This is a genomic window from Haloarcula sp. H-GB5 (assembly GCF_054850705.1).
Map to the genome: position 1 here is coordinate 665,667 of NZ_JBTWBG010000001.1, position 20,548 is coordinate 686,214.

The 20,548-nt window shown below is 62.7% G+C and carries 17 protein-coding genes and 1 pseudogene; 13 read left to right on the top strand and 5 right to left on the bottom strand.

Features of this window, described 5'->3' with window-relative positions; all coding sequences use genetic code 11:
- Positions 1 to 46: 46 nt before the first annotated feature.
- From ACYJ11_RS03485 to ACYJ11_RS03495, 3 genes are all read right to left on the bottom strand, one after another.
- Positions 47 to 841 (bottom strand): lipoate--protein ligase family protein, encoded by a 795-nt coding sequence (locus ACYJ11_RS03485; RefSeq protein WP_461646736.1) that lies wholly within the window; start codon positions 839 to 841, stop codon positions 47 to 49.
- A gap of 275 nt (positions 842 to 1,116) precedes the next feature.
- The gene (locus ACYJ11_RS03490) at positions 1,117 to 1,593 is read right to left on the bottom strand and encodes a cupin domain-containing protein (RefSeq protein WP_461646737.1); all 477 of its coding nucleotides are present in this window, start codon (positions 1,591 to 1,593) and stop codon (positions 1,117 to 1,119) included.
- A 132-nt stretch (positions 1,594 to 1,725) separates the two neighbouring features.
- Positions 1,726 to 2,403 (bottom strand): helix-turn-helix domain-containing protein, encoded by a 678-nt coding sequence (locus ACYJ11_RS03495; RefSeq protein WP_461646738.1) that lies wholly within the window; start codon positions 2,401 to 2,403, stop codon positions 1,726 to 1,728.
- Between the two features lie 88 nt (positions 2,404 to 2,491).
- Here ACYJ11_RS03495 and ACYJ11_RS03500 point away from each other — a divergent pair, with 88 nt between their 5' ends.
- The 4 genes from ACYJ11_RS03500 to ACYJ11_RS03515 all read left to right on the top strand — a co-directional run bounded on the left by ACYJ11_RS03500 (position 2,492) and on the right by ACYJ11_RS03515 (position 6,422).
- Positions 2,492 to 4,129 (top strand): NADH-quinone oxidoreductase subunit D, encoded by a 1,638-nt coding sequence (locus ACYJ11_RS03500; RefSeq protein ID WP_461646739.1) that lies wholly within the window; start codon positions 2,492 to 2,494, stop codon positions 4,127 to 4,129.
- Positions 4,130 to 4,193: 64 nt separating this feature from the next.
- Complete coding sequence (gene msrA / locus ACYJ11_RS03505) at positions 4,194 to 4,718, top strand: peptide-methionine (S)-S-oxide reductase MsrA (RefSeq protein WP_188974805.1); 525 nt, start codon at positions 4,194 to 4,196, stop codon at positions 4,716 to 4,718.
- The gene (locus ACYJ11_RS03510; RefSeq protein ID WP_005537544.1) at positions 4,715 to 5,134 is read left to right on the top strand and encodes an acyl-CoA thioesterase; all 420 of its coding nucleotides are present in this window, start codon (positions 4,715 to 4,717) and stop codon (positions 5,132 to 5,134) included. The genes msrA and ACYJ11_RS03510 overlap by 4 nt, the downstream gene beginning before the upstream one ends.
- A gap of 103 nt (positions 5,135 to 5,237) precedes the next feature.
- A complete protein-coding gene (locus ACYJ11_RS03515; RefSeq protein WP_461646740.1) occupies positions 5,238 to 6,422 on the top strand; it encodes an AI-2E family transporter in 1,185 nt (394 codons plus the stop codon).
- A gap of 4 nt (positions 6,423 to 6,426) precedes the next feature.
- On the opposite strand, the gene ACYJ11_RS03520 is transcribed toward ACYJ11_RS03515, so the two are convergent.
- Positions 6,427 to 7,659 carry a DolP-mannose mannosyltransferase gene (locus ACYJ11_RS03520; protein WP_461647370.1) on the bottom strand — a complete coding sequence of 411 codons (1,233 nt, stop codon included), beginning with the start codon at positions 7,657 to 7,659 and terminating at the stop codon, positions 6,427 to 6,429.
- Positions 7,660 to 8,508: 849 nt separating this feature from the next.
- Between ACYJ11_RS03520 and ACYJ11_RS03525 the strand changes: the two genes are divergently transcribed.
- The 8 genes from ACYJ11_RS03525 to ACYJ11_RS03560 all read left to right on the top strand — a co-directional run bounded on the left by ACYJ11_RS03525 (position 8,509) and on the right by ACYJ11_RS03560 (position 17,407).
- Positions 8,509 to 9,417 carry a serine/threonine-protein kinase RIO2 gene (locus ACYJ11_RS03525; RefSeq protein ID WP_005537541.1) on the top strand — a complete coding sequence of 303 codons (909 nt, stop codon included), beginning with the start codon at positions 8,509 to 8,511 and terminating at the stop codon, positions 9,415 to 9,417.
- A 546-nt stretch (positions 9,418 to 9,963) separates the two neighbouring features.
- Positions 9,964 to 10,113 carry a hypothetical protein gene (locus ACYJ11_RS03530; RefSeq protein WP_461646741.1) on the top strand — a complete coding sequence of 50 codons (150 nt, stop codon included), beginning with the start codon at positions 9,964 to 9,966 and terminating at the stop codon, positions 10,111 to 10,113.
- Positions 10,110 to 10,532 (top strand): metal-dependent transcriptional regulator, encoded by a 423-nt coding sequence (locus ACYJ11_RS03535; RefSeq protein ID WP_461646742.1) that lies wholly within the window; start codon positions 10,110 to 10,112, stop codon positions 10,530 to 10,532. The genes ACYJ11_RS03530 and ACYJ11_RS03535 overlap by 4 nt, the downstream gene beginning before the upstream one ends.
- 432 nt (positions 10,533 to 10,964) lie before the next feature.
- Positions 10,965 to 12,914, top strand: a complete 1,950-nt coding sequence (locus ACYJ11_RS03540; protein ID WP_461646743.1) for an ABC transporter substrate-binding protein — start codon at positions 10,965 to 10,967, stop codon at positions 12,912 to 12,914.
- A gap of 8 nt (positions 12,915 to 12,922) precedes the next feature.
- Positions 12,923 to 13,876, top strand: a complete 954-nt coding sequence (locus tag ACYJ11_RS03545) for an ABC transporter permease (RefSeq protein WP_461646744.1) — start codon at positions 12,923 to 12,925, stop codon at positions 13,874 to 13,876.
- Between the two features lie 3 nt (positions 13,877 to 13,879).
- Positions 13,880 to 14,917, top strand: a complete 1,038-nt coding sequence (locus ACYJ11_RS03550) for an ABC transporter permease (protein WP_461646745.1) — start codon at positions 13,880 to 13,882, stop codon at positions 14,915 to 14,917.
- Positions 14,917 to 16,098 (top strand): ABC transporter ATP-binding protein, encoded by a 1,182-nt coding sequence (locus ACYJ11_RS03555; RefSeq protein WP_461646746.1) that lies wholly within the window; start codon positions 14,917 to 14,919, stop codon positions 16,096 to 16,098. The genes ACYJ11_RS03550 and ACYJ11_RS03555 overlap by 1 nt, the downstream gene beginning before the upstream one ends.
- Positions 16,091 to 17,407 carry an ABC transporter ATP-binding protein gene (locus ACYJ11_RS03560; protein ID WP_461646747.1) on the top strand — a complete coding sequence of 439 codons (1,317 nt, stop codon included), beginning with the start codon at positions 16,091 to 16,093 and terminating at the stop codon, positions 17,405 to 17,407. The genes ACYJ11_RS03555 and ACYJ11_RS03560 overlap by 8 nt, the downstream gene beginning before the upstream one ends.
- 44 nt (positions 17,408 to 17,451) lie before the next feature.
- Here ACYJ11_RS03560 and ACYJ11_RS03565 read toward each other — a convergent pair.
- Positions 17,452 to 19,797, bottom strand: a pseudogene (locus tag ACYJ11_RS03565) (PAS domain-containing protein).
- A gap of 213 nt (positions 19,798 to 20,010) precedes the next feature.
- On the opposite strand from ACYJ11_RS03565, the gene ACYJ11_RS03570 reads away from it, so the two are divergent.
- On the top strand, positions 20,011 to 20,541 hold the full coding sequence (locus ACYJ11_RS03570) for a hypothetical protein (protein WP_461646748.1): 531 nt from the start codon (positions 20,011 to 20,013) through the stop codon (positions 20,539 to 20,541).
- The last annotated feature ends 7 nt before the right edge of the window (positions 20,542 to 20,548 follow it).

Sequence of the window (20,548 nt, forward strand, 5' to 3'; positions counted from 1 at the left end):
CGTGGCGGCCCGGAACGCCCGTCATCGCAGGACTGTGCCGCCAGCGTCAGGGCGACCGTCGAATCCACTCGTCTGCGTCGTACTTCTGTTTTGCATGTTCGCGTGCGCGTGCGAGTTCGTCATCTGTCCACGAACCCTCGGTCGCGTCGACCCACTCGGCCAATGTCGAGCGGAGCGTCTCGACGGCTTCGGGGCGGTCGATCTCGGTGTACTCGTCTATCGCCCCGACGCGCTCTGTGAACCGCTCCGAGTCGGGGTCGGCAGTGAAACAGCCGCAGTGGCGGTCGGGACGCAGCGAGACGGATAGAGAGCCGTGCTGGATAACGGCGTCCTTCTGACGGTACTGCGCGTTCCCGCTGAGTTTACGGCCGTCAGGGCCGACGATGTCGTGGGCCGGGTGAAGCTGTCGCAGGTAACAGGCCGGCTGGTGGACCGCCGACCGCTCGTCGTCAGCAAACGACGCGTCGACGCCCATGCGCTCGAACGCGTCCAGAACCGGCTCGCAGAACTGCTCGTAGCACGCCATCAGATCGCCCGGAACGGCCTCGGCCGGCGCGATGATACCGTAGGAGATGTCAGCCACGCTGTCGTGGTAGATCGCGCCGCCCCCGGTGGGCCGCCGCGTCACCCCGATGTCCTCGCGCTCGCAGAACGCCCAGTCGATCGTGTCCGGGTCCTGTCCGTAGCCCAGCGACAGCGTATCGGGCCAAGTGTACACTCGTACCGTTGCCGGCCCGCCGGCAGCGACGGTTTCGGCAGCGGCCGCTTCCAACGCCATCGTCATCGGTCCAGGTCGCTTTTCCTCGCCGATGACGCGCCACTCCAGGTCGGCCAGTGACATACCCGGGCTTCGTGACGCGATGCGATATGAATTGTGGGCTAGTAACGATTGAGAGAGGTAGTGTGCGAAATTGGTTCAGAGAACCAGAAAGCCCCCTCGCGGACGACTCGTTTGACTCCGTGCGCTCCTCGCTTCACTGCGGTGCTACTGTCGCCAGACTCGTCCTCCGCTCGGCCCCTTTCAGTCCACCCACAGCCGGTTGGACAAGAAATACTGGGCAGGACTGAAAGGGGCGATCGGCTGAAGCTGTAGTTCCACAAAAACTGAAGCGACTGCTAGCCCTGAACGTTTCCGCACTCGGTACAGGTGAGTTGGAACCGGCCGCCAACGAGGTCAACGCTCTGGGTCGTCTCCGCGTCGCACTCCGGGCAGTGCGCTCTCGATTCCAGATCGTCCCAGTCGTGCGTGGCACCGGGGGCTCCGAAGGCCCAGCCGACGACGCGCTCGTCGCCGGAGTTGTACCCCTGCTGGAACTCGCCGGGTTCGAAGCGAATCAGTTCGCCGCCCGCAACGTCGACCTTCTCGCGGTCGAGGCCGACCTCGAAGGTGGTCTGCCCCTGTTCGATGTAGAACACTTCCTCTTGGTCGTGGTGGCGGTGGAGGCTCCCCGAGAAGGAGTCGCCGGGTTCGAGTTCGAAGTAGTTTGCCGCGAAATGCTCGGTCCCGAGTTTTCGGGAGACGGGCTTGCGGATATCATGTACCTCCATCGGATTCCGTTCAACCGGTACGTCGTCGATAGTTACTGTGTCCATGGTCAGTGTTGTCCTGAGTGGGCCACCGCTGGCCCCTATCGTGTGGCCGCAATCCAGCGCTAGATGACACTGTTCCAGAGTTTATAGTTTTTCGGGAGCACAGCCACTCGGGTGGGTCTCGGAGACGCCAGACTACTCCACTGAGACGGGACGCTGTTCGAGTATGTCGGCCATCACGTGGGCCTCGGCCTTCCTGAGATGTTCGGCAGCAGTTCCGGGTGCACAGCCGAGCGCATCGGCGACATCATCGACGCTCCCCTCGCGGGGGTCGCCATAGTACCCGCAGTCGACAGCGGCGGCGACGGCCTCAAACTGCCGGTCAGTGAGTGCCGCGCCAGTGTCGAGCCGCCGGCTGTCGTACTCCCCCACCTCCCGAACGTCGACGGAGACGCCGTCGGGCACCGTCTCGACCGCCTGCTGGACCGTCCCGCCCGGACCGACCAGTGTGAGTCCGACCGTGCCGTCGGCACGGTAGGCGACCGGCGAGACAATGACCAGACCGGCCCGCGTGAGAGCATTGACGAGGTCGTGACCGGTCGCCGACGGCGAGTCCTGCACGTAGAGGTAGAACGTCTCGTCGGGGCACGTCGAGATTGCGTACTCCCGGACGGTGTCGGCCTGTTCCAGTGCCGCCCGGTAGGGCTCCGGCGGGAAGCCGTCGACGTGAAACAGCAGCGTCTGGAGGTCGGCACCGATGTCGTTGCCCCGGAGGAGATAGCTCGCCTCGTAGCCGTCGTGTTCGACGACGAACTGGTGCATCGGGTGGCGGACCTCGGGGGCCATCCACAGCGAGAGCGTGACGTACTTCATAGCTGACTGTTCCGGGAGGCATTTAAAATAACCTCGGGCATGAGGGGATAGTCCGAGGCATTCAGCCAGCGAACGCACGGCCACGGAGATGGCCCAAACAGTCCACCGCACCGACGATGTCCATCCACTCATCGACCCGATTGGCGACCACGTCCTCACGACGGACACCCACGAGAACGCCCCAGCCGTTGTCATCCGTGCCGACGAGGTACAGACTGTCCTCTCAACACTGAAAGAGGATGCCGGCTTGGACCACTGCGCCTGCGTCACGGCCCAGGAGTACGCCGACCGATTCGAGACGATCTATCATCTGCGGCGCTACGCCGACCCGACAGAGGAGCTCTCGGTCGTCGTTCCGACACCTAAGGAGTCGCCGACCAGCGAGTCCGCCGCGCCCGTGTATCCGACGGCGGCGTGGCACGAGCGGGAGGCCTACGACCTCGTCGGCATTGAGTACGAGGACCACCCAGACCTCCGACGCATTCTCCTGCCTGAAACCTGGCAGGGCCATCCACTGAGCTGGGACTACGACCAGAACCAGCCACAGATCGTCTCCTTCCGCGAGCACGAGCGACTGCTCGAAGACCACCGCGAAGGGCCGGAGACGATGCACCTCAACATGGGGCCACACCACCCCTCGACGCACGGCGTCCTCCACCTGAACGCCCAGCTCGACGGCGAGCAGGTGGCGGCCGTCGACCCCGACATCGGCTACATCCACCGCTGTGAGGAGCAGATGTGTCAGCAGGGCACCTACCGCCACCAGATCATGCCCTACCCGGACCGCTGGGACTGGGGCGGAGCCGGTCTGTTGAACGAGTGGGCCTACGCCCGCGCGGCCGAGGACCTCGCCGACATCGAGGTGCCAGCGTACGCGCAGGTCATCCGGACGATGGGCGGGGAACTCTCACGTATTCTCTCGCACATGCTCGCGGTCGCGACCTACGCGCTGGACGTGGTCGGGGAGTTCACCGCCACTTTCCAGTGGGGGGTCCGGGACCGCGAACTCGTTCAGGACATCCTCGAAGACCTGACCGGCCAGCGGCTGATGTTCAACTACTTGCGGCTGGGCGGGGTCGCCTGGGACCTGCCCGAACCCCGCGAGGCGTTCTTCGAGAAGATCCGTGCGTTCCTCGACGACCTGCCCCACAAGCTCACAGAGTACCACGACATGCTCACCAGCAACGAGATCCTCCAGCTCCGGACAGTCGACACGGGCCATCTCTCGGCTGAAACCGCGAAAGCCTACGGCTGTACCGGCCCGGTCGCGCGGGCTTCCGGCGTCGACTACGACCTCCGCCGGGACGACCCGTACGGCTACTACGACGAACTCGACTGGTCGGTCGTCACCGAGCAGGGCGGCGACAACTTCTCGCGCCTGCTCGTGCGCCTGCGCGAAGTAGAGGAATCCGCGAGGATCATCGGCCAGTGCGTCGACCTGCTGGAGGACTGGCCCGAGGACGACCGCGAGATACAGGCGAACGTCCCCCGAACGCTCCGGCCCGACCCTGACACCGAAATCTACCGCGCCGTCGAGGCCGCGAAGGGCGAACTCGGTATCTACATCCGTTCTGACGGGACGGAAACGCCGGCCCGGTTCAAGATCCGCGGCCCCTCCTTCTCACACGTGCAGGCGCTGTCCGAGATGGCTCGCGGTGAATACGTGCCAGATCTCGTGGCGACAATCGGCAGCCTGGACACTATCATGGGGGAGGTCGACCGGTAGGCCGGCACTCATCTGCGACGGGCATAGCCAGTGAGTTTTGTACGCCGGGCACGTACGTCCGGTGATGACTGAACAAGCGACATTCGCGGGCGGCTGCTTCTGGTGTACGGAATCGGTGTTCAAGCAGATCGACGGCGTGACCGATGTGGTTTCGGGCTATGCCGGCGGTCACGTCGCCGACCCCAGCTACGAGGCGGTCTGCCGTGGAGAAACGGGCCACGCCGAGTGTATCCAGATTACGTACGATCCGGACGAGGTGAGCTACGAGGACCTGCTCGCGGTCCACTTCACGACGCATACCCCGACGACGAAAGACCGGGAAGGTAACGACGTTGGCACGCAGTATCGCTCGGCTGTGTTCTACCACAACGAGGCCCAGCGCGAAACCGTCGAAGCCCTCATCGAGGAGATAGAGCCGGGTTACGACAGCGACATCGTCACCGAAGTCGAGCCACTGGAGACGTTCTATCCCGCCGAGGAGTACCATCAAGACTACTTCGAGAAGAACCCGGACCAGAGTTACTGTCAGCTGACCATCCCGCCGAAAATCGAGAAGCTCAAAGAGAAACACGCGGAACTGCTGGCATGAGCTTCGAGTACACGGCAGAAGTTGAGGTCCGATACACGGACATCGACACGTACGGCCACGTCAACAACGCGACGTACGCGACCTACTTCGAAGAGGCTCGCATCGACTACCTACACGACGTGGTCGACTGTGGCGAAGCGCTGCTCTCGGGCAGCGAGTCGGGCACCGGTATGGTAATCGCGAATCTCGAAATCGATTACATCCAGCCTGTCCAGATCAGTGACTCAGTCGCCGTTGCCGTCCGGGTTCCACGTCTTGGCGAGAAGAGTTTCCCCTTCGAGTACGAGGTCCGGACCGAGGATGGTGTGGCTGCGACCGGGGAAACGACCGTCGTTACATACGACCGTGACACGGAGTCCTCGCGCCCGATCCCCGAAGACTGGCGCGAGGCGATCACGCAGTTCGAAGGGCTGTAGCCACAACCGATGCCGTGAAACGCCCGTTTTGCCCCGCTCATCCTGACAGCCATCGGGCCGACCGGTGGTTTTATTTTTTATCGAGATGTTGTACTGAAAACATATGGAATACAGTACCGACCTCGGACGGCGCGTCCTCCTTGCCACCGCGGGCGTAGCACTGTTCCTCGTGGTCGGGTTCGTCCTGTCCCAGTTCCTTCCGACGCTCGTGTTTACTGTCTTTCTGTACTATGCCAGCCGACCGATTTATCGGCGGCTCGGGTGGCTCCCGCTGCCCGAGTCGTTCATGGGTCGGGCCGTCCCCTACCAGAAGCAGATCCATGCAGCGGCCACGATTTTCTTCTTCCTGCTACCGTTCGTGCTTCTGGTCGGCTACACGATCATGCTTATTGTTCCCGAATTACAGTCGTTCTTCGGCGAAGGTGGCCTGGGCGCAGCGTACTTGTCGCAGTTCCAGGATTTCCAGGGTAATTCGCCGCCGGGGCCGCTCGCCGATCTCGGGTTCTCAGATGTGTTGGCAATGGGGCCGGATGAGGTGATCGACCTGTTGCGAAACACGACAGTCCAGTCGTGGCTGGGACGCGTCTCCGATACGATCATCGGCTCCCTGAGTATGCTGACGGCGCTGCTGCTGCGTGTGTTCATAATGTTCGCCGGAACGTACTACCTGCTTACCGACGGACCACGGCTCGTCGGCTGGTTCCTTGACACCTTCGATGGGTCGGGTGTCCTTCGCAACTACGCAGCGGCGGTCGACGAGGAACTATCCTCGATTCTCTTCGGGAACATCTTGAACGCACTGGTGACGGGCGTTATCGGGATTTTCGTGTTCTCGCTGTACAATCTGGTCGCGCCCGGCTCAGTGCAGATCCCGTTTGCCCCACTCGTCGGCGCGCTCACCGGCATCGGTAGCCTCGTTCCAGTGGTCGGGATGAAGATCGTCTACCTGCCCGTGGCTGCACTGCTTGCGGTCTCCGCGGTCATCACGGGACAGACGGCAGCCCTGGCCTGGGTTGTCCTCTTCCTCGTAGTCACGCTTGTCGTCGTCGACACCATCCCGGATTTCCTGATCCGCCCGTACGTCAGCGGTGATCTGACCCACATCGGCCTGCTGATGTTCGCGTACATCCTCGGCCCCATCGCGTTTGGCTTCTACGGCATCTTCCTGGGTCCAATCCTGCTGGTGCTCGCCGCTCAGTTCTTCCGGATTATCGTCCCCTACATCATCACGGGTTCGGTCGAAACGACACAGACCTCGCTCTCCGACTACGACTCCGCGGAGTCGTAACTGGCTACCCGTTCCCGAGTCGGCCTCTGGCGGTCCCCAAGTCGAGACAGCGGCTGTCTACCGACGAGTCGATTCGGTCGAGCCACCGCAACTCCATCACCGAGAGTCGGTAGTGACACGTCGATGGCTCGATCTGTTGCCAGTAGATGTACCGGACATCGGGAACTGGTTCGGCCTCGTCGTATGCTTCCGGGAGATCGTGAGTTTCGAGATCCGACATCGGTTCCGGACCCGGTGTCTCGACGGGTGTGAAGATAACGCCGACACTACCGAGGAAGGCGACGTTCACGACGAGGACCAGTGCAAGAGCGCCGCCGAGATACGTCGTCTGATGCCGGTCGCGAAGCACCGTCGCGATCACCCCGACACCGATTGCGACGAACGCAAGGCCCGGAATGAGGTCGGTGTAGCCACCAGTCTCGAAATCGACGAACAGTATCAGAAACGCGAACCACGCTGCACCGACCGGAATCCACCAGTCGGTGCGTCCGACAACGCCATCATGGCCGGTGAAACAGCATCGAACAGTGTGAACGAGGCCAAGTCCACCGAGCAAGACGAACGGTGACGCCCATTTGAAGTGGACGACACCGGCGACAACCCGAGTGAGCAACGACGCGTGTTCTTCCGTTTGTAATGAGACGAGAACGACCTGAACGACCATCTCTGCGGCTGAGTGCCAGAGGAGGAACACTGGCAGCAACATGACGACGGTGAACCCGAGGCCGCCGGCAACGACACGCTCAAGCGCCCGTGTGTCGCGCTGCTGAATCGCTAAGCCGACCACAATCAGTGGGAAGATGGCCCCAGCCTGCCAGTATCCCACGCTGGCTGCCGCAGCGACACCGCTCAGTGCCGGGTAGCCACGCGTGTACAGATATATCGCCAGTAACCCACAGAGAACGAGAAGATATTTCGCTTTGAACCCATACGCCGGACGGACAGCAAACCCCGGCAACAGGAACATCGAGAGGCCAGCCAGCGGCGCAACGATATCATCGCCGGTGACGTCGTAGACGAGTATCACAACGAGTCCGACGATGGCACACACCGCACCGCACATCAGCACCACGCTGAAGAGGTGGAGACGGTACATATCGCCACCGGACAGCAATGCCAGTATCCCGGTCGTCTCGTAGGACAGCGGAAGCTTCGGTTCCCAGGCGTCGACGTACAACCGACCGCCGTGTGTCAGATACCAGCCAAGATGCTCAAAGATCCCAGCGTCGGGTGCCATGGGTGGTCGAGGAGAACTGAGTGTGATTGTCAGGAAAAAGTACACCTGTGTGCCGACGGCGAACAACACTGGAAACGCGAGTCGTCTATCGTGGGGATGGAGGGCAAGCGAGCGAAGCAGATCTCTGAGTTGGTCTTTGTTTCGTCTGCTCACACAGGGTGTTTGTGTTCAGGTGACCAAAAGTAGAGACTAATTTAGAACATATGAAGTAGATGAAGGCATCCACTGTTCGCATTACATATACAGCTACCGAGGTTATGATTGTATTTGCAGTCTAATGCGTTACTCGCGGTGGCTTCCAGACACGGTTCATATAATGGGGACTGCAACCGCTCGGAGCCCGCATTCACGGAGTACTCAGTCGTGGTTTGAGCTACAGAAACGGTAGTACAGCAGTGATATCCGAACGATAGTACTACTATGAGAACATGTACTTATCTGGGTTAAAGTATTCCCTACTCGGCAGGATATTGTCTCAGACACTGTTGCGATCGCGAAACACCGAAACCGAGTCCGTATCGGAGTGTAGTTAGATACCTAATACTGGAACTGGTCTGTCCTGCACAAGGGAGCCTGTGCCTTCTTACGAGCGGACTGCTTTTGCTCCGACTCAACACGGCGACGCTGAACGGTGTTTGAAACGGTGCTCGGTACAGCGGCGTATAAGATCGACACCCCACAGAACAACTCCGCTTTCCCAACAAACGTACTGATCGGCACATCGACAGTCCGGTTGCAAGCCGAACAGCAACGAGGCGGAGACGAGATTTAGTATAGCGAGCACTAATTTATCAATGCCATTCGCCGAACGCGTCGGCCTTTTACCAGTTGGCCCAGTAGAGGACCCTAATGGTCCAGAACGTGGCTTCAGTGATGGCGGAGCTGGAACCCGAGGACTTCCATCTGCTCTCTGGCGTCGAACAGGGGATGCGGTTCTCGGAGTACGTCGCCCGTGAGAAGTTGACCGAGTTCTCCCGGCTGACGACGGAAGATGTCGACTACCGGCTTGACCGATGTGCGGACCGGGGGCTGGTCGAGCGCAAGACCATCCAGTACGAGGGGTTCAAACTCACTTTCGAGGGGTACGATACACTTGCGCTGCATACCTTTGCCGAGCGCGACACTATCGAAGGAGTTGGTTCGCCGCTGGGTGTCGGCAAGGAAAGCGACGTGTACGAGGCTCAGTCGTACAAACCGGTAGCGCTGAAATACCACCGCGAAGGGTACACCAATTTCCGCGAAGTGATGAAAGAGCGGGAGTACACTGCCGATCGCGACCACGTCTCCTGGCTCTACACCGCCCGGAAGGCCGCCGAGCGGGAGTACGATGCCCTCGAAACGCTGTATCCGGACGTGGCAGTTCCACAGCCAATCGATACGAACCGCCATGCGATTGTCATGGAGAAGATAGACGGCGTCGAACTCTCCCGAACGAAACTCGAACCGGAACAGGTACTGCCGATTCTGGATCTCGTGCTCGAGGAGATGCAGACGGCCTATCGCGAGGGGTACGTTCACGCGGACATGAGCGAGTACAACGTCTTCGTCACGAACGAAGGCGTCGTCGTCTTCGACTGGCCCCAGGCCGTCCCGACCGACCACGAAAACGCCCGGGAACTGCTAACTCGCGATGTCGAGAACATCGTGAGTTACTTCGAGCGAAAATACCCACAGGAGATCAGCGACGTGGACAGAGACGCGGTCGCCGAGCGGCTGGCGACCGACGCGTTCGATTCTATTACCGAGTTTACCGAATAGCGACGTTTTAGCCGCTACTCACCTTCTGTTGGCTGTTCACGGACGAGCCGGAGTTTGGCCGATCGCGAGGTCGATAAATCATATAGTGCGATATCAAATCGACTAAACCGTACTGACCGGGTCGATTCGAAACAGCGGTGACAGAGGTAGTTGTGTTCCCGGTAGCGAGGCCGAGTGCCACGCGACGGATCGCTTTGCCGGACTGTGGATTCGGCTGTCCCGTTTACCGACTTGTCGGTTGTATTAGGCAGCCCTAAAATCGCAGACGTTTTATATTATTAGGTGGGCCTAAAATATATGGCAGACGACGGTACTGTGTGGAGGGCACAAACGGGGAGAGACCCCCGGAGGGGTCGATGGCGAACGGTTTCGTATCGTCGAGGACTACATCGGCACCTTCCGCATGGTGGCGGTGTACACTGGGGCCATATCCCGAGGCCCCAACGGCGAGCAGTTGCTCGGCCGCCCGTGCTCTGCCGACACTATCGGGGGGCGTCTGCCTGATGAGTGGCGACAGCGATAGCGGGATATCGGGGGAACCGGACGATGGATAAACGCCCGCAACGGTCGCGCGCTCGACTGTGGGCTTGGGCCTACGCGGTGGTCTTCGGGACCGATGAGCTGTCGACGGGGGAATCGACGGCCGGTACGCCCGCAACAAGCGGCGGGGACGGGACGGATTCGGCGGAGCGATGAGAACGGCACCGGAGTATCTGCTGGCGATCTACATCGCACAGCACCGAGACGACCCGCCAGTCGCGCCGGGAGAGTTGGGGGAGATGCTCGATCGGTCACCAGCGGCGGTGACGGAGATGTGCCAGCAGCTCGCCGAAGACGGTCTCGTCTTCTACGAGCCCTACGATGGAGTGACACTGACCGAATCAGGACGCGAGGAAGCCACAGAGTTACACGAGACGTACGTGACCGTCTCGTGGTTCTTCCGAGGCGTGCTGGATCTCGACGACCACGAGACGGAAGCGATGGAACTGGCTGGTCTGGTCAGTCCAATGGTCGCCGAGCGGCTGGCGGCTACGCTCCCCTGTGACGCCGAGACAGGACGGAGACAGGACGCCGCAGGGACAGGTTCGGCGGCGTCAGATAGAGACAGCAACTGAGCGACTACTCCACCTCAAAGATCGGCAACATGAACGAGATGGAGAGTACGAGGATTACGGCCAGCCGTTCTAAACGGCCGTTCGAACCCGAATCGCGACTGTAGACATCGGCCCCACGTTTGATCGGGGCTTCGTTGGATTGTCCCGGAGAGCGTCCGGCATCGAGCCGAGTTCGAAGGACCGATCCCACGTGTCGTTCCCTCTAGACACGGTCTCGAACAACAGGCGGTCGCAGGGTGACGTATCGCCGGTCTGAGGCCGGCCACTGGCGTCGTTCTGCTGGCGGTGAAGCTCGGCCGCGGGGTCTGTATCGGCTCTGTATAGTGTACTCCCTGACTGTCGCGCTCCGAAGGTGTTGCCTGACCCCGAACGCCGTCATGCTATAAGTGTGTGGGAAGGCAACATAACTCATAACTTTCGAGGTCAACGCGAATGCCTTATGACGCAGCTGCGGACACGAGTACAGTGACGCGACGGCGTGTCCTCAAGACCGCGGGCGCGTCAACAGTAGTGGCGCTCGCCGGTTGTAGCGCCGGCAGTGACGGAGGCGGGGACGGCGAAAGCCAGGGCGGCCAGAGCCTCGACCCGGTCCGGGAGCGGGCTGAGGTCACCGTCGACGAGATTCAGGAAGGCGGGACACTCAGGTTCGGCCTCGGTGCGGGTATCGATTCCTTCGACCCGTCATACAGCACCAGCGCGCCAGCCGGCAACGTCCACGGGCTCATCTACGAGAGTCTCATCACACAGGACGCCGCGGGGACTGTGTACCCGTGGCTCGCGAAGACGTGGGAACGGATGGACGTCCAGGAAGTCGAGGACGGGGCCTACGAGCCGTACATGGTGTCGGCGGAGACAGACGACGAGGGGAACCTCGTTGCCGACGACCAGATCATCATCAGGAACCCCGATGCTGGCGAGGTACTGACGGTCAACGAAGCGCCCGACGCTGTCGAGGACGGCACCTACGGGATACAGTACCGGGCCGAACTCCACGAGGGCGTCACCTTCCACAACGGCGAGGAGATGACCGCAGAGCACGTCGCGCGGTCCTACGAAGTGCTGGAGAACTCCTCGATCTCGGCCCAGACCTTCGACTCCTTCCTCTACGCAGAGGCCGTCGACGACTACACCGTCGATATCTACGGGCAGGAGCCAGACGCCGAGGCCGACAGCCAGCTCGCGACGACAGTGTACCCAATGGAGCACATCGAGGAGTACCCGAACACGGGAGCCGACCCACGAAACGACCTGACGCCTATTGGGACTGGTCCCTTCGAGTTCGAGTCCTACGAGGCCGAACAGCGCGCCCAGTTCAGCACCTTCGACGACTACTGGCTGGACGACCTCGGCCTCGACGCGTTGGAGTGGTGGGACGGCCCGGACAGGTTCCCGACGAGCCCGGTCGTCGACGAGGTCACGGTCTCCATCGTTACCGACGACGCGACCCGTGCAGCCGCGCTCAACAACAACGAGATAGACCTCACCTACGGGCTCACGAGCGACACCTACAGCGAGTACCGGAGTGCGGAGGACTACCGGCTCAGCGTAACCAACGCCGGGGCATACAACTTCCTCCAGTACCCCGTCACCCAGTCGCCGTGGGACGACGAACGCATTCGGCGGGGCGTCAATCAGCTGATTCCGCGGGCTCAGATCGCGGAGAACATCTACAACGGGTACCGGAACCCGGCGTACACGCCGCTGCCTGAACTGGCCGCCGATGAGGGATCAGCCAACTACAAGGCGCTGGTCGAGGAACTGCGCCCGGAGACCGAACAGGACACTGAGGCTGCGACCGAACTGCTGGGGGAGGCCGTCGACGACCTCGGCGTCGAGACACCCATCGAGGCGACAATCGAGACCAACACCTCCGACGACCGGGTTCGCGAGGCCGAACTCATCGCGCAGGTGATGAGCAACACGGAGTTTTTCGACATCGGCGTCGAGACCTTCGAGTTCACGACGTTCGTCCAGCGCATCCTCGGCCCGGAGTACCACCAGCAGGGCCACATCGTCCTCATCGGCCTCTCCGGGACGTTCAACCCCGGGAGCTTCTACGACGCCGTCAACTCCATCGACAACTTCGGCCAGTGCTGTAACTTCCAGCGGGTCGATACCCCGGAGCTTGACGAGATCGCGACGGAAGCGCGGTTCTCAGTCGAGGCCGTCGAGGACCCCGCGTTCCGTGGGGAGCAGTACGACCAGGTGTGGCGAGGACTCATCGAGCAGGCCCCGAACAGCTACACCGTCTTCGGAACGAACGTCTCCTCGCTGTCGACTGACTACGTCGGGCACAACACGTACACGTTCTCGGGCGGGATTCTTCCCTACGGGCTGCACGACCCGACGGACCAGCAGGTCGCGTATCTGGACCGGGAGTGAGTCAGTAGATGAGCCTCAGACGATTCATCGCGGTTCGCGTTGCCGCGACGGTGCCGATACTGTTCGGCGTCTCGGTCCTTACCTTCGCGCTGGTCCACCTGACACCGGGGGACCCCATCGACCAGATGGTCGCCCTGAATCCACAGATTTCGCCGGCCGAGGAGGCGGCGATACGCGCCAGATACGGCCTCGACGGGCCGGTCTGGCAGCAGTACCTCACGTGGATGGGCAACGTCCTGCAGGGCGATCTCGGGACGGTCATCAGCGTCGACCAGCCGGTCCTGCCCTACATCATGGCCCGGCTTCCCGAAACCATCGCGCTGGGGCTGTTCGGCTGGGCCATCGCGTTGCTGATCTCCATCCCGACCGGCATCTACGCCGCAGTGAACAAGGACACGCTGGGCGACGACCTCTCGCGGGTGTTCGCACTGTCGGGCATCTCCCTGCCGAACTTCTGGCTCGGCCTGATGCTCATTCTCGTGTTCGCGCTCTGGCTGGACCTCTGGCCCGTGCTGGCTCCGGACAAACCGCTACTCTCAGCCGAGATGCTGTGGTATCTCGTCCTGCCGGGCGTCACCATCGGGACGGCGTCGTCGGCGACGCTGATGCGCGTGATGCGCTCGTCGATGGCCGAGGAAATGAACAAGGAGTACGTCACGGCGGCGCGGGCAAAGGGACTTCCCGAGCGGACGGTCGTGTTGAAACACGTCCTGCGGAACTCGCTCATCTCGGTGACCACCATCGCCGCGTTCCTGACCGCGAGCATCTTCGCCGGTGCCGTCGTCGTCGAGCAGGTGTTCGCCTGGCCCGGCCTGGGCCGGGCCTTCGTCGGCGCGATCATCGGCCGCGAGGTCGACCTCATCATGGCTATCACGCTGTTTACCGGCGTGATCATCATCCTCGCGAACCTGCTTGCAGACATTATGTATGCTGTGCTGGACCCACGAATCCGCTATGACTGACCCATGAGTACGGACAGAGGACGCATCCGGATAACGGGGTTCGACGCCGACCGCGTCGAGTCCCGCGAACCGCTATCCGACTGGACAGAGACGAGAGACACGGAGACAGAGGGCCGCTGGACACGCGCCTGGCGGGAGTTCCGCCGGAACCGCAGCGCGATGCTCGGGCTGTATATCGTCATCGCGATGTCGCTGCTGGCGCTGTTTGCCCGTCCGGTCACGATTGCCGGCGTCACCGTCCAGCCGATCTCGCTCGCACCGTACGACCCGGGCGCGATACTGTACGCGCAGGGGCTGGACGTGAGCGCCTACGAGGCCCCGTCGCTGGCCCACCCGTTCGGGACCGACGGCTCCGCGCGGGACGTGTTCTCCCGCGTGCTGTACGGCGGCCGGTTCAGCCTCTCTATCGGCTTCATCGTCGTCCTCGTCACCGCCGCGATCGGGCTGGTGTACGGCGCGGTCGCCGGCTACTACGGCGGCCGGGTCGACGAGGTGCTGATGCGGCTACTCGACCTCATCTTCGCGTTCCCCGGCCTCCTGCTGGCGCTGATTATCGTCGCCGTGCTCGGCAAGGGGTACTGGGAGCTGGTGCTCGCGTTCACGGCCATCGGCTGGGCCGGCTACGCCCGGCTGATACGCGGCGAGATTCTGAAGGTCAAAGAAAACGAGTACGTGCTGGCGGCAAAGGCGCTCGGGGCGCGGGACCGCCGTGTCATCTTCAGACACGTCGTTCCCAACGCCATCGCGCCGCTGATCGTCCAGGCCTCGCTCTCCATCGGCACCGTCGTCATCGGCGTGGCGGCGCTTGGCTTCCTAGGCCTCGGCCTCCCGCCCAGCTCTGCCGAGTGGGGCACGATGCTGGACCAGACCCGCGAAACCATCGTCCAGGGGCCGGGCGGGTCGATTCCCTGGTGGGTCACCGTCTTCCCCGGCGGCGCGATCTTCCTGTTCGTGATGTCGATGAACCTCATCGGTGACGGCATCAACGACGCGCTGGATGCCCAGGAGGGCGAAGACGTGGCCCGCGGGGGCGAGGTCTGATGGCGCTGCTGGAAGTCGAGGACCTCACGGTGAAGTTCTACACCGAGGAGGGCGTCGTCACCGCCGTCGACGACCTCTCCTTTCGCATCGAGCACGGCGAGAAGTTCGGCGTCGTCGGCGAGAGCGGCGCGGGCAAGAGCGTCACCGCGCTGTCGGTGATGCGACTCATCGAGGAGCCTGGCCGTATCGAGAGCGGGACTGTCCGCTTCGACGGCGAAGACCTCATGGAAATGTCCGAATCCGAGGTCCGTGATGTCCGGGGCAACGACATTGCGATGATATTCCAGGACGCACAGACCGCGCTCAACCCCGTCTACACGGTGGGCGAGCAGATCGCCGAGGCGATCCGTCACCACCTCGACTACGGCGACGCGGCCGCCCGCGACCGAGCTATTCGGCTGCTCGATGACGTAGGCATCCCCGAGCCGGAAGCCCGCTACGACGACTACCCCCACGAGTTCTCCGGCGGGATGCAACAGCGGGTCGTCATCGCGATGGCGCTGTCCTGTGACCCCGACCTCCTCATCGCCGACGAGCCGACGACGGCGCTGGACGTGACCATCGAGGCGAAGATCCTGGACCGCCTCGAACGCCTCGCCGAGGAGTACGACACGGCGATTCAGCTCATCACCCACGATCTGGGCGTCATCGCGGAGATGTGCGACCGGGTGATGGTGATGTACGCCGGCCGCGCCGTCGAGAAGGCGACCGTCGAGGAGCTGTACTACGACCCGAAACACCCCTACACCGTCGGGCTAATGAGCGCTATTCCCCGCATTGGCGACCGGCAGGACCGGCTCCAGACGATTCCGGGGACGATGCCGGACCTCGTGGAGGTGCCCTCGGGCTGTAGCTTCCACCCTCGGTGCCCCTTCGCCGAAGAGGTGTGTACGCGCAAGCAGCCGCCACTCGTCGACCCCGACACCGGCGAGGGCGTTGGGCTGTCCGACCGGGCAGCGGCCTGTTTAGCCTACACGGGCGACCTCGACAACGAACTGGACTACGAGGTCGAAGTGCGAGGTCGAGCGGAGCAACCCGACGGCACCCGGTCCGACCCCCGAGTCCGGCGACCGGACTCGGAACCGGTCCGGACAGACTCCGATCCCGTCGGCCTCGACACCGACTTGCTGGACCAGAACGACGACGGGGAGGACGATGCGGGAGGGCTGAGCGATGGCTAAGACAGCAGACAGCCCGATTCTGGAGGTCGAAAATCTCACGAAGTACTACGAGTCCGGCGGGGGCCTCGTCGACACCCTGCTGGGCCGGAGTCAGGAAGTGAAGGCGCTGGACGGCGTCGACTTGGAGCTATACCCCGGGGAGACCCTCGGTATCGTCGGGGAGTCTGGCTGTGGCAAGACCACGCTCGCCCGGAGCCTCCTGCGACTCATCGAGCCCACGGCCGGGACGGTCCGCTACGAGGGCGAGGACCTGACGGCGGCCTCCGACGACCGCCTGCGGGCGCTCCGGAAGGACATCCAGTACATCTTTCAGGACCCCTTCGCCAGCCTCAATCCGCGGCTGACGGTCGGTGACATCGTCGGTGAGCCGCTGGACATCCACGACATTGCCGAGGGCGAGGCCCGGGCCGATCGCGTTAGCGACCTGCTAGAAACCGTGGGACTCAATCAGCGGCACGCCCACCGCTACCCCCACGAGTTCTCCGGTGGCCAGCGCCAGCGCATCGGCATCGCCCGCGCACTCGCTGTCGACCCCAAAGTTATCGTCTGTGACGAACCCGTCTCGGCGCTGGACGTGAGCGTGCAGGCCCAGATTCTGAACCTGCTTGCGGACCTGCAGTCGGAGTTCGGCCTCTCCTACATCGTCATCGCCCACGACCTCAGCGTCGTCGAACACATTGCTGACCGCGTGGGCGTCCTGTATCTTGGGGAGTTCGCCGAGGTCGGCCCGACCGAGTCGGTGTTCCAGCCGCCGTATCACCCCTACGCCGAGGCGCTGCTGTCCGCCATTCCGGAGCCGGACCCCGGCTGGGAGGGCGACCGTATTTTCCTCTCCGGCGACGTTCCATCGCCGCTGAATCCCCCGTCGGGCTGTCGGTTCCACACCCGCTGTCCGAAGGTTATCCAGCCCAAGGGGACAGACATGGCACAGTCCGAGTGGCGGTCGCTGATGGACCTGAAACAACGGCTCCGCAAGGCCGACTCGCTGGAAGCGGTAACCGCAGTGCGGGAAGGTGTCGAGGACGAAGACCTGCGTCAACTCTCGCGGTCCGCTCTCGAAGCCCGGGTCCGGGCCGAATTCGGCCTCCCGGAGACGGTCGGCGACCGGGAGGCCGAGGAAGTGTTGGGGACGGCCCTCGATCACCTGTACGACGGGGCTTTCGAGGCCGCGCGGACGGCGCTGAACGACGCCTTCGAATCCCCCTGCGAGCGAACCGATCCCGAGCTGTTCGATGTCGGTGACGACCACCGCATCGCCTGTCTGCTGTACGACGACGCGTATCCGGAGACGCCAACGCGGAGGAGCTAGTCCCGGACACATCACCGGTACGGCGACCCGACCCGGACCGCCCGCTACGTGAACTCGACACCGGTGACCTCGAAGCGTGCCCCGCCGTCGGCGCTCTCCGTCACGCCGACCGACCAGCCGTGAGCCTCGGCAATACGGTCGACGATTGCCAGCCCGAACCCGGTGCCGTCGTCGTCGGTCGAGTATCCCGCTTCGAACAGTGTCTCGCGCTCGGTTTCCGAAACACCGGGGCCGTCGTCGGCGACGTAGAAGCCGTCCTCGGTGGCACCGATAGTGATCGTTACGCCCCCGGTGTTGGCTGTGTCCTCCGGCCTCGTCTGGCTACTCGTAGCGCCGTGGTCCACATCCGCCCGTCCCTGTGAACGTGACTCCGCCGACCCATGCTCTACAGCGCTGTCGACCGCCGACTGACTGTGCGTGGAGCCGTGTTCCACACTGTTCCGGAACAGGTTCTCGAGCAGTTGTAGCAGGCGCGGCCGGTCGGCGGTAATCGTCACGTCCCGCTCGTCGGTGTCGGCAAAGACGAGATTCCCGTCCTCGGCGTCCTGAGAGACCATTTTCCAGGCATCCGTGACCGCGTCACGGAACGAGACTGGCTCGGTCTCCTGAATGTCTCATCCCTGGCGAGCCAAGAGCAATACGTCGTCGATGATTCGCTCCATCCGATCGAGTGCACTCTCGATCCCCTCTAGATGACTCTCATCATCGGTTGTCCGGGCGAGTTTCAGTCGTCCCTGTGCGACGCTCAGTGGACTGCGAAGGTCGTGACTGACGACGCTGGCAAACTCGGCGAGTCGGTCACGCTCGCGCTGGAGTTCCTGCTCTTGCTCGCGGATGTCGGTAATGTCGCTGGCGACGCCGAACACGGCGACCGGTGTATCCGGGTCGGACCGTTCACCCGTGTCGTATATCGGGACTTTCGTCGAGAGGTACTGTTGTGCCCTGCCATTGATAACGACACGCTCCTCGACCTCCAGCGGTTGCCCGGTTTGCAGGACAGCGCGGTCGTTTGCCCACGTCGCTTCAGCTGTCTCTTCGGGGAACAACTCGAAGTCCGTACGGCCGACGATTTCCGCATCAGTGAGTCCGGTCATCTCCCGATAGCCATGGTTAACGAAGAGGTACTCCCCTTCGTCGTCTTTCATGAACATCGGGGTCGTGGTGTTTTCCAGAATCGCCTCGAGTCGGCGCTCTGTTATCCGCAGGTCACGCTCACGCTCCTTTCGCTCGGTGATATCGTGGTGGACGCCGACCATCAGTGTACTGTCGTCATCCTCGATGGGTTGTCCCCGAACGGAGGCCCACCGCACGTCGCCGTCCATGTCGCTCATCCGAAACTCCGCGTCGTAAACGCCGTCCGTCTCTACTGCCTGCTCTATCTGTTTGCGGACTTTGGAGCGGTCCTCCGGGTGAATCAGGTCGAGCACGGACGACAGCGTCCCGTCGAACTCGCCGGGTTTGAAGCCCATGAGTCGTTCGAGCGTGTCGCTCCACGCGACCTCGTCTGTCTCGTAGTCCCACTCCCAGACACCCGTTTCGCTGGCCTCTAGCGCCAGCTGGAGGCGGCGTTCGGTTTCCTCCAAGTCCTGTTTCCGGTCGCGCTTATCGGTGATGTCGGTCAGCGTACAGACCACGCTTTCGACAGCCCCGTCATCGTCGAACAGCGGCACACCGTTCACCGAGAGTACCTTCTCCGTGCCGTCCGGCCAGTGAATCGTGTGCCGAGCGTCGGAGAGGGGCTGGCCGCTTTCAAGAACCTGCCGAAACGGGAGCTCCGCGTCCGGTATCGGGTTCCCATCGAGGTCCCGAATCTCCCATTCCGGATCGTTGTAGGCCCGGTCTTTCACCGCCGACTGCGACAGACCGAGAACGTCGACGGCGCGCTGATTGGCGAACACGAACTGGCCGTCGCGGTCGAGTTGCACGACACACGACGGGACGGTCTTGAGGATCTGTTCGAGTCGGTGTCGCCGGCGCTTGGCCTCGGTCGCCGACTGTCTCGCCGCCACCGCATTCTGGACCCGATTAGCCAGTAGTGTGTACTGGTCTGTCCCACCTTCCTTCTGCAGGTAATCGGTGACACCGGCCGAGATAGCGTCGCTCGCGACTTCCTCGCTCCCCTTCCCAGTGAATAGGATGAGCGGGAGGTCGGGGTACTCCTCGCGGACGGCTTCGAGGAACTCAATGCCGTCGCGTCCGGGCATGTCGTAGTCCGACACGATGCAGTCAAACGTTGACGCTTCGAGCCGCTCCAGCGCGTCTTCCGCACTCGACGCCGTCTCAACCTGGAGTCGATCGTTCTCGCGTTCAAGGAACGCGGCGGCTGTCTCAGCGAAATCCGGCTCGTCGTCGACGTGCAACAACCGGACCGTGTCACTTGTCGATAGCATCGGAGCAGAGGGCTTGCTGCTGTCTCAGTGGTCAGGCCACTTATTATGTTTGGCTGTGTATAACATACGTGGTGTGTGAAAGGTACAGATAGACGTGAGTTTTCCGTCGATTCTCTCAATCATAATGCTTAGCGTGCAGACGTGGCCGACCACGACAGCACAGTCATGCGGGGCCGAATAACACTTTTGCGTGCGCCGGTCCACCCTCTGACAATGCGTCGCATCTACGACTCGGGGGCGCTCCATCGCGACGACGATGAGCCAGGGGCGCCCACCGAGCGTGGAGCGCGGCCACAGGCCGCACGCAGTATCGACGGCGGGGCTTGGAGCGACCGTCTAGTGCCGACGTGGCTCCGCTATCGCGCGGTGTCGGTCGATATCGAGGTGCCACAGACTGAGTATCCGGCGGGAACCGAGGTACCGTTCGTCGTGACGATGCGGAACGCGCTTCCAGTGCCGATAACGCTCCCGACGGACTCGCCGCGGCCGTGGACGTGGTACGTCGATGGAGTGGCCGAGGCGTCCCACGTCGACAGCGTACCCGGTGATGACGGCAGTCTCCGGTTCGACCGCGGCGAGCGAAAGCAGTTCAGACGGCGGTGGGACCGGATGTTCCGGGTCAGCGACGACGAGTGGGAACCCGCGCCGGCCGGGGAGTACACTATCGGAGCGGGGCTAAGTGTGGCCGACGCTGCCGAGCGTGGCCTGTACAGCGAGACGACGGTCAGCATTAGCGATCAGTGAAGCCGCG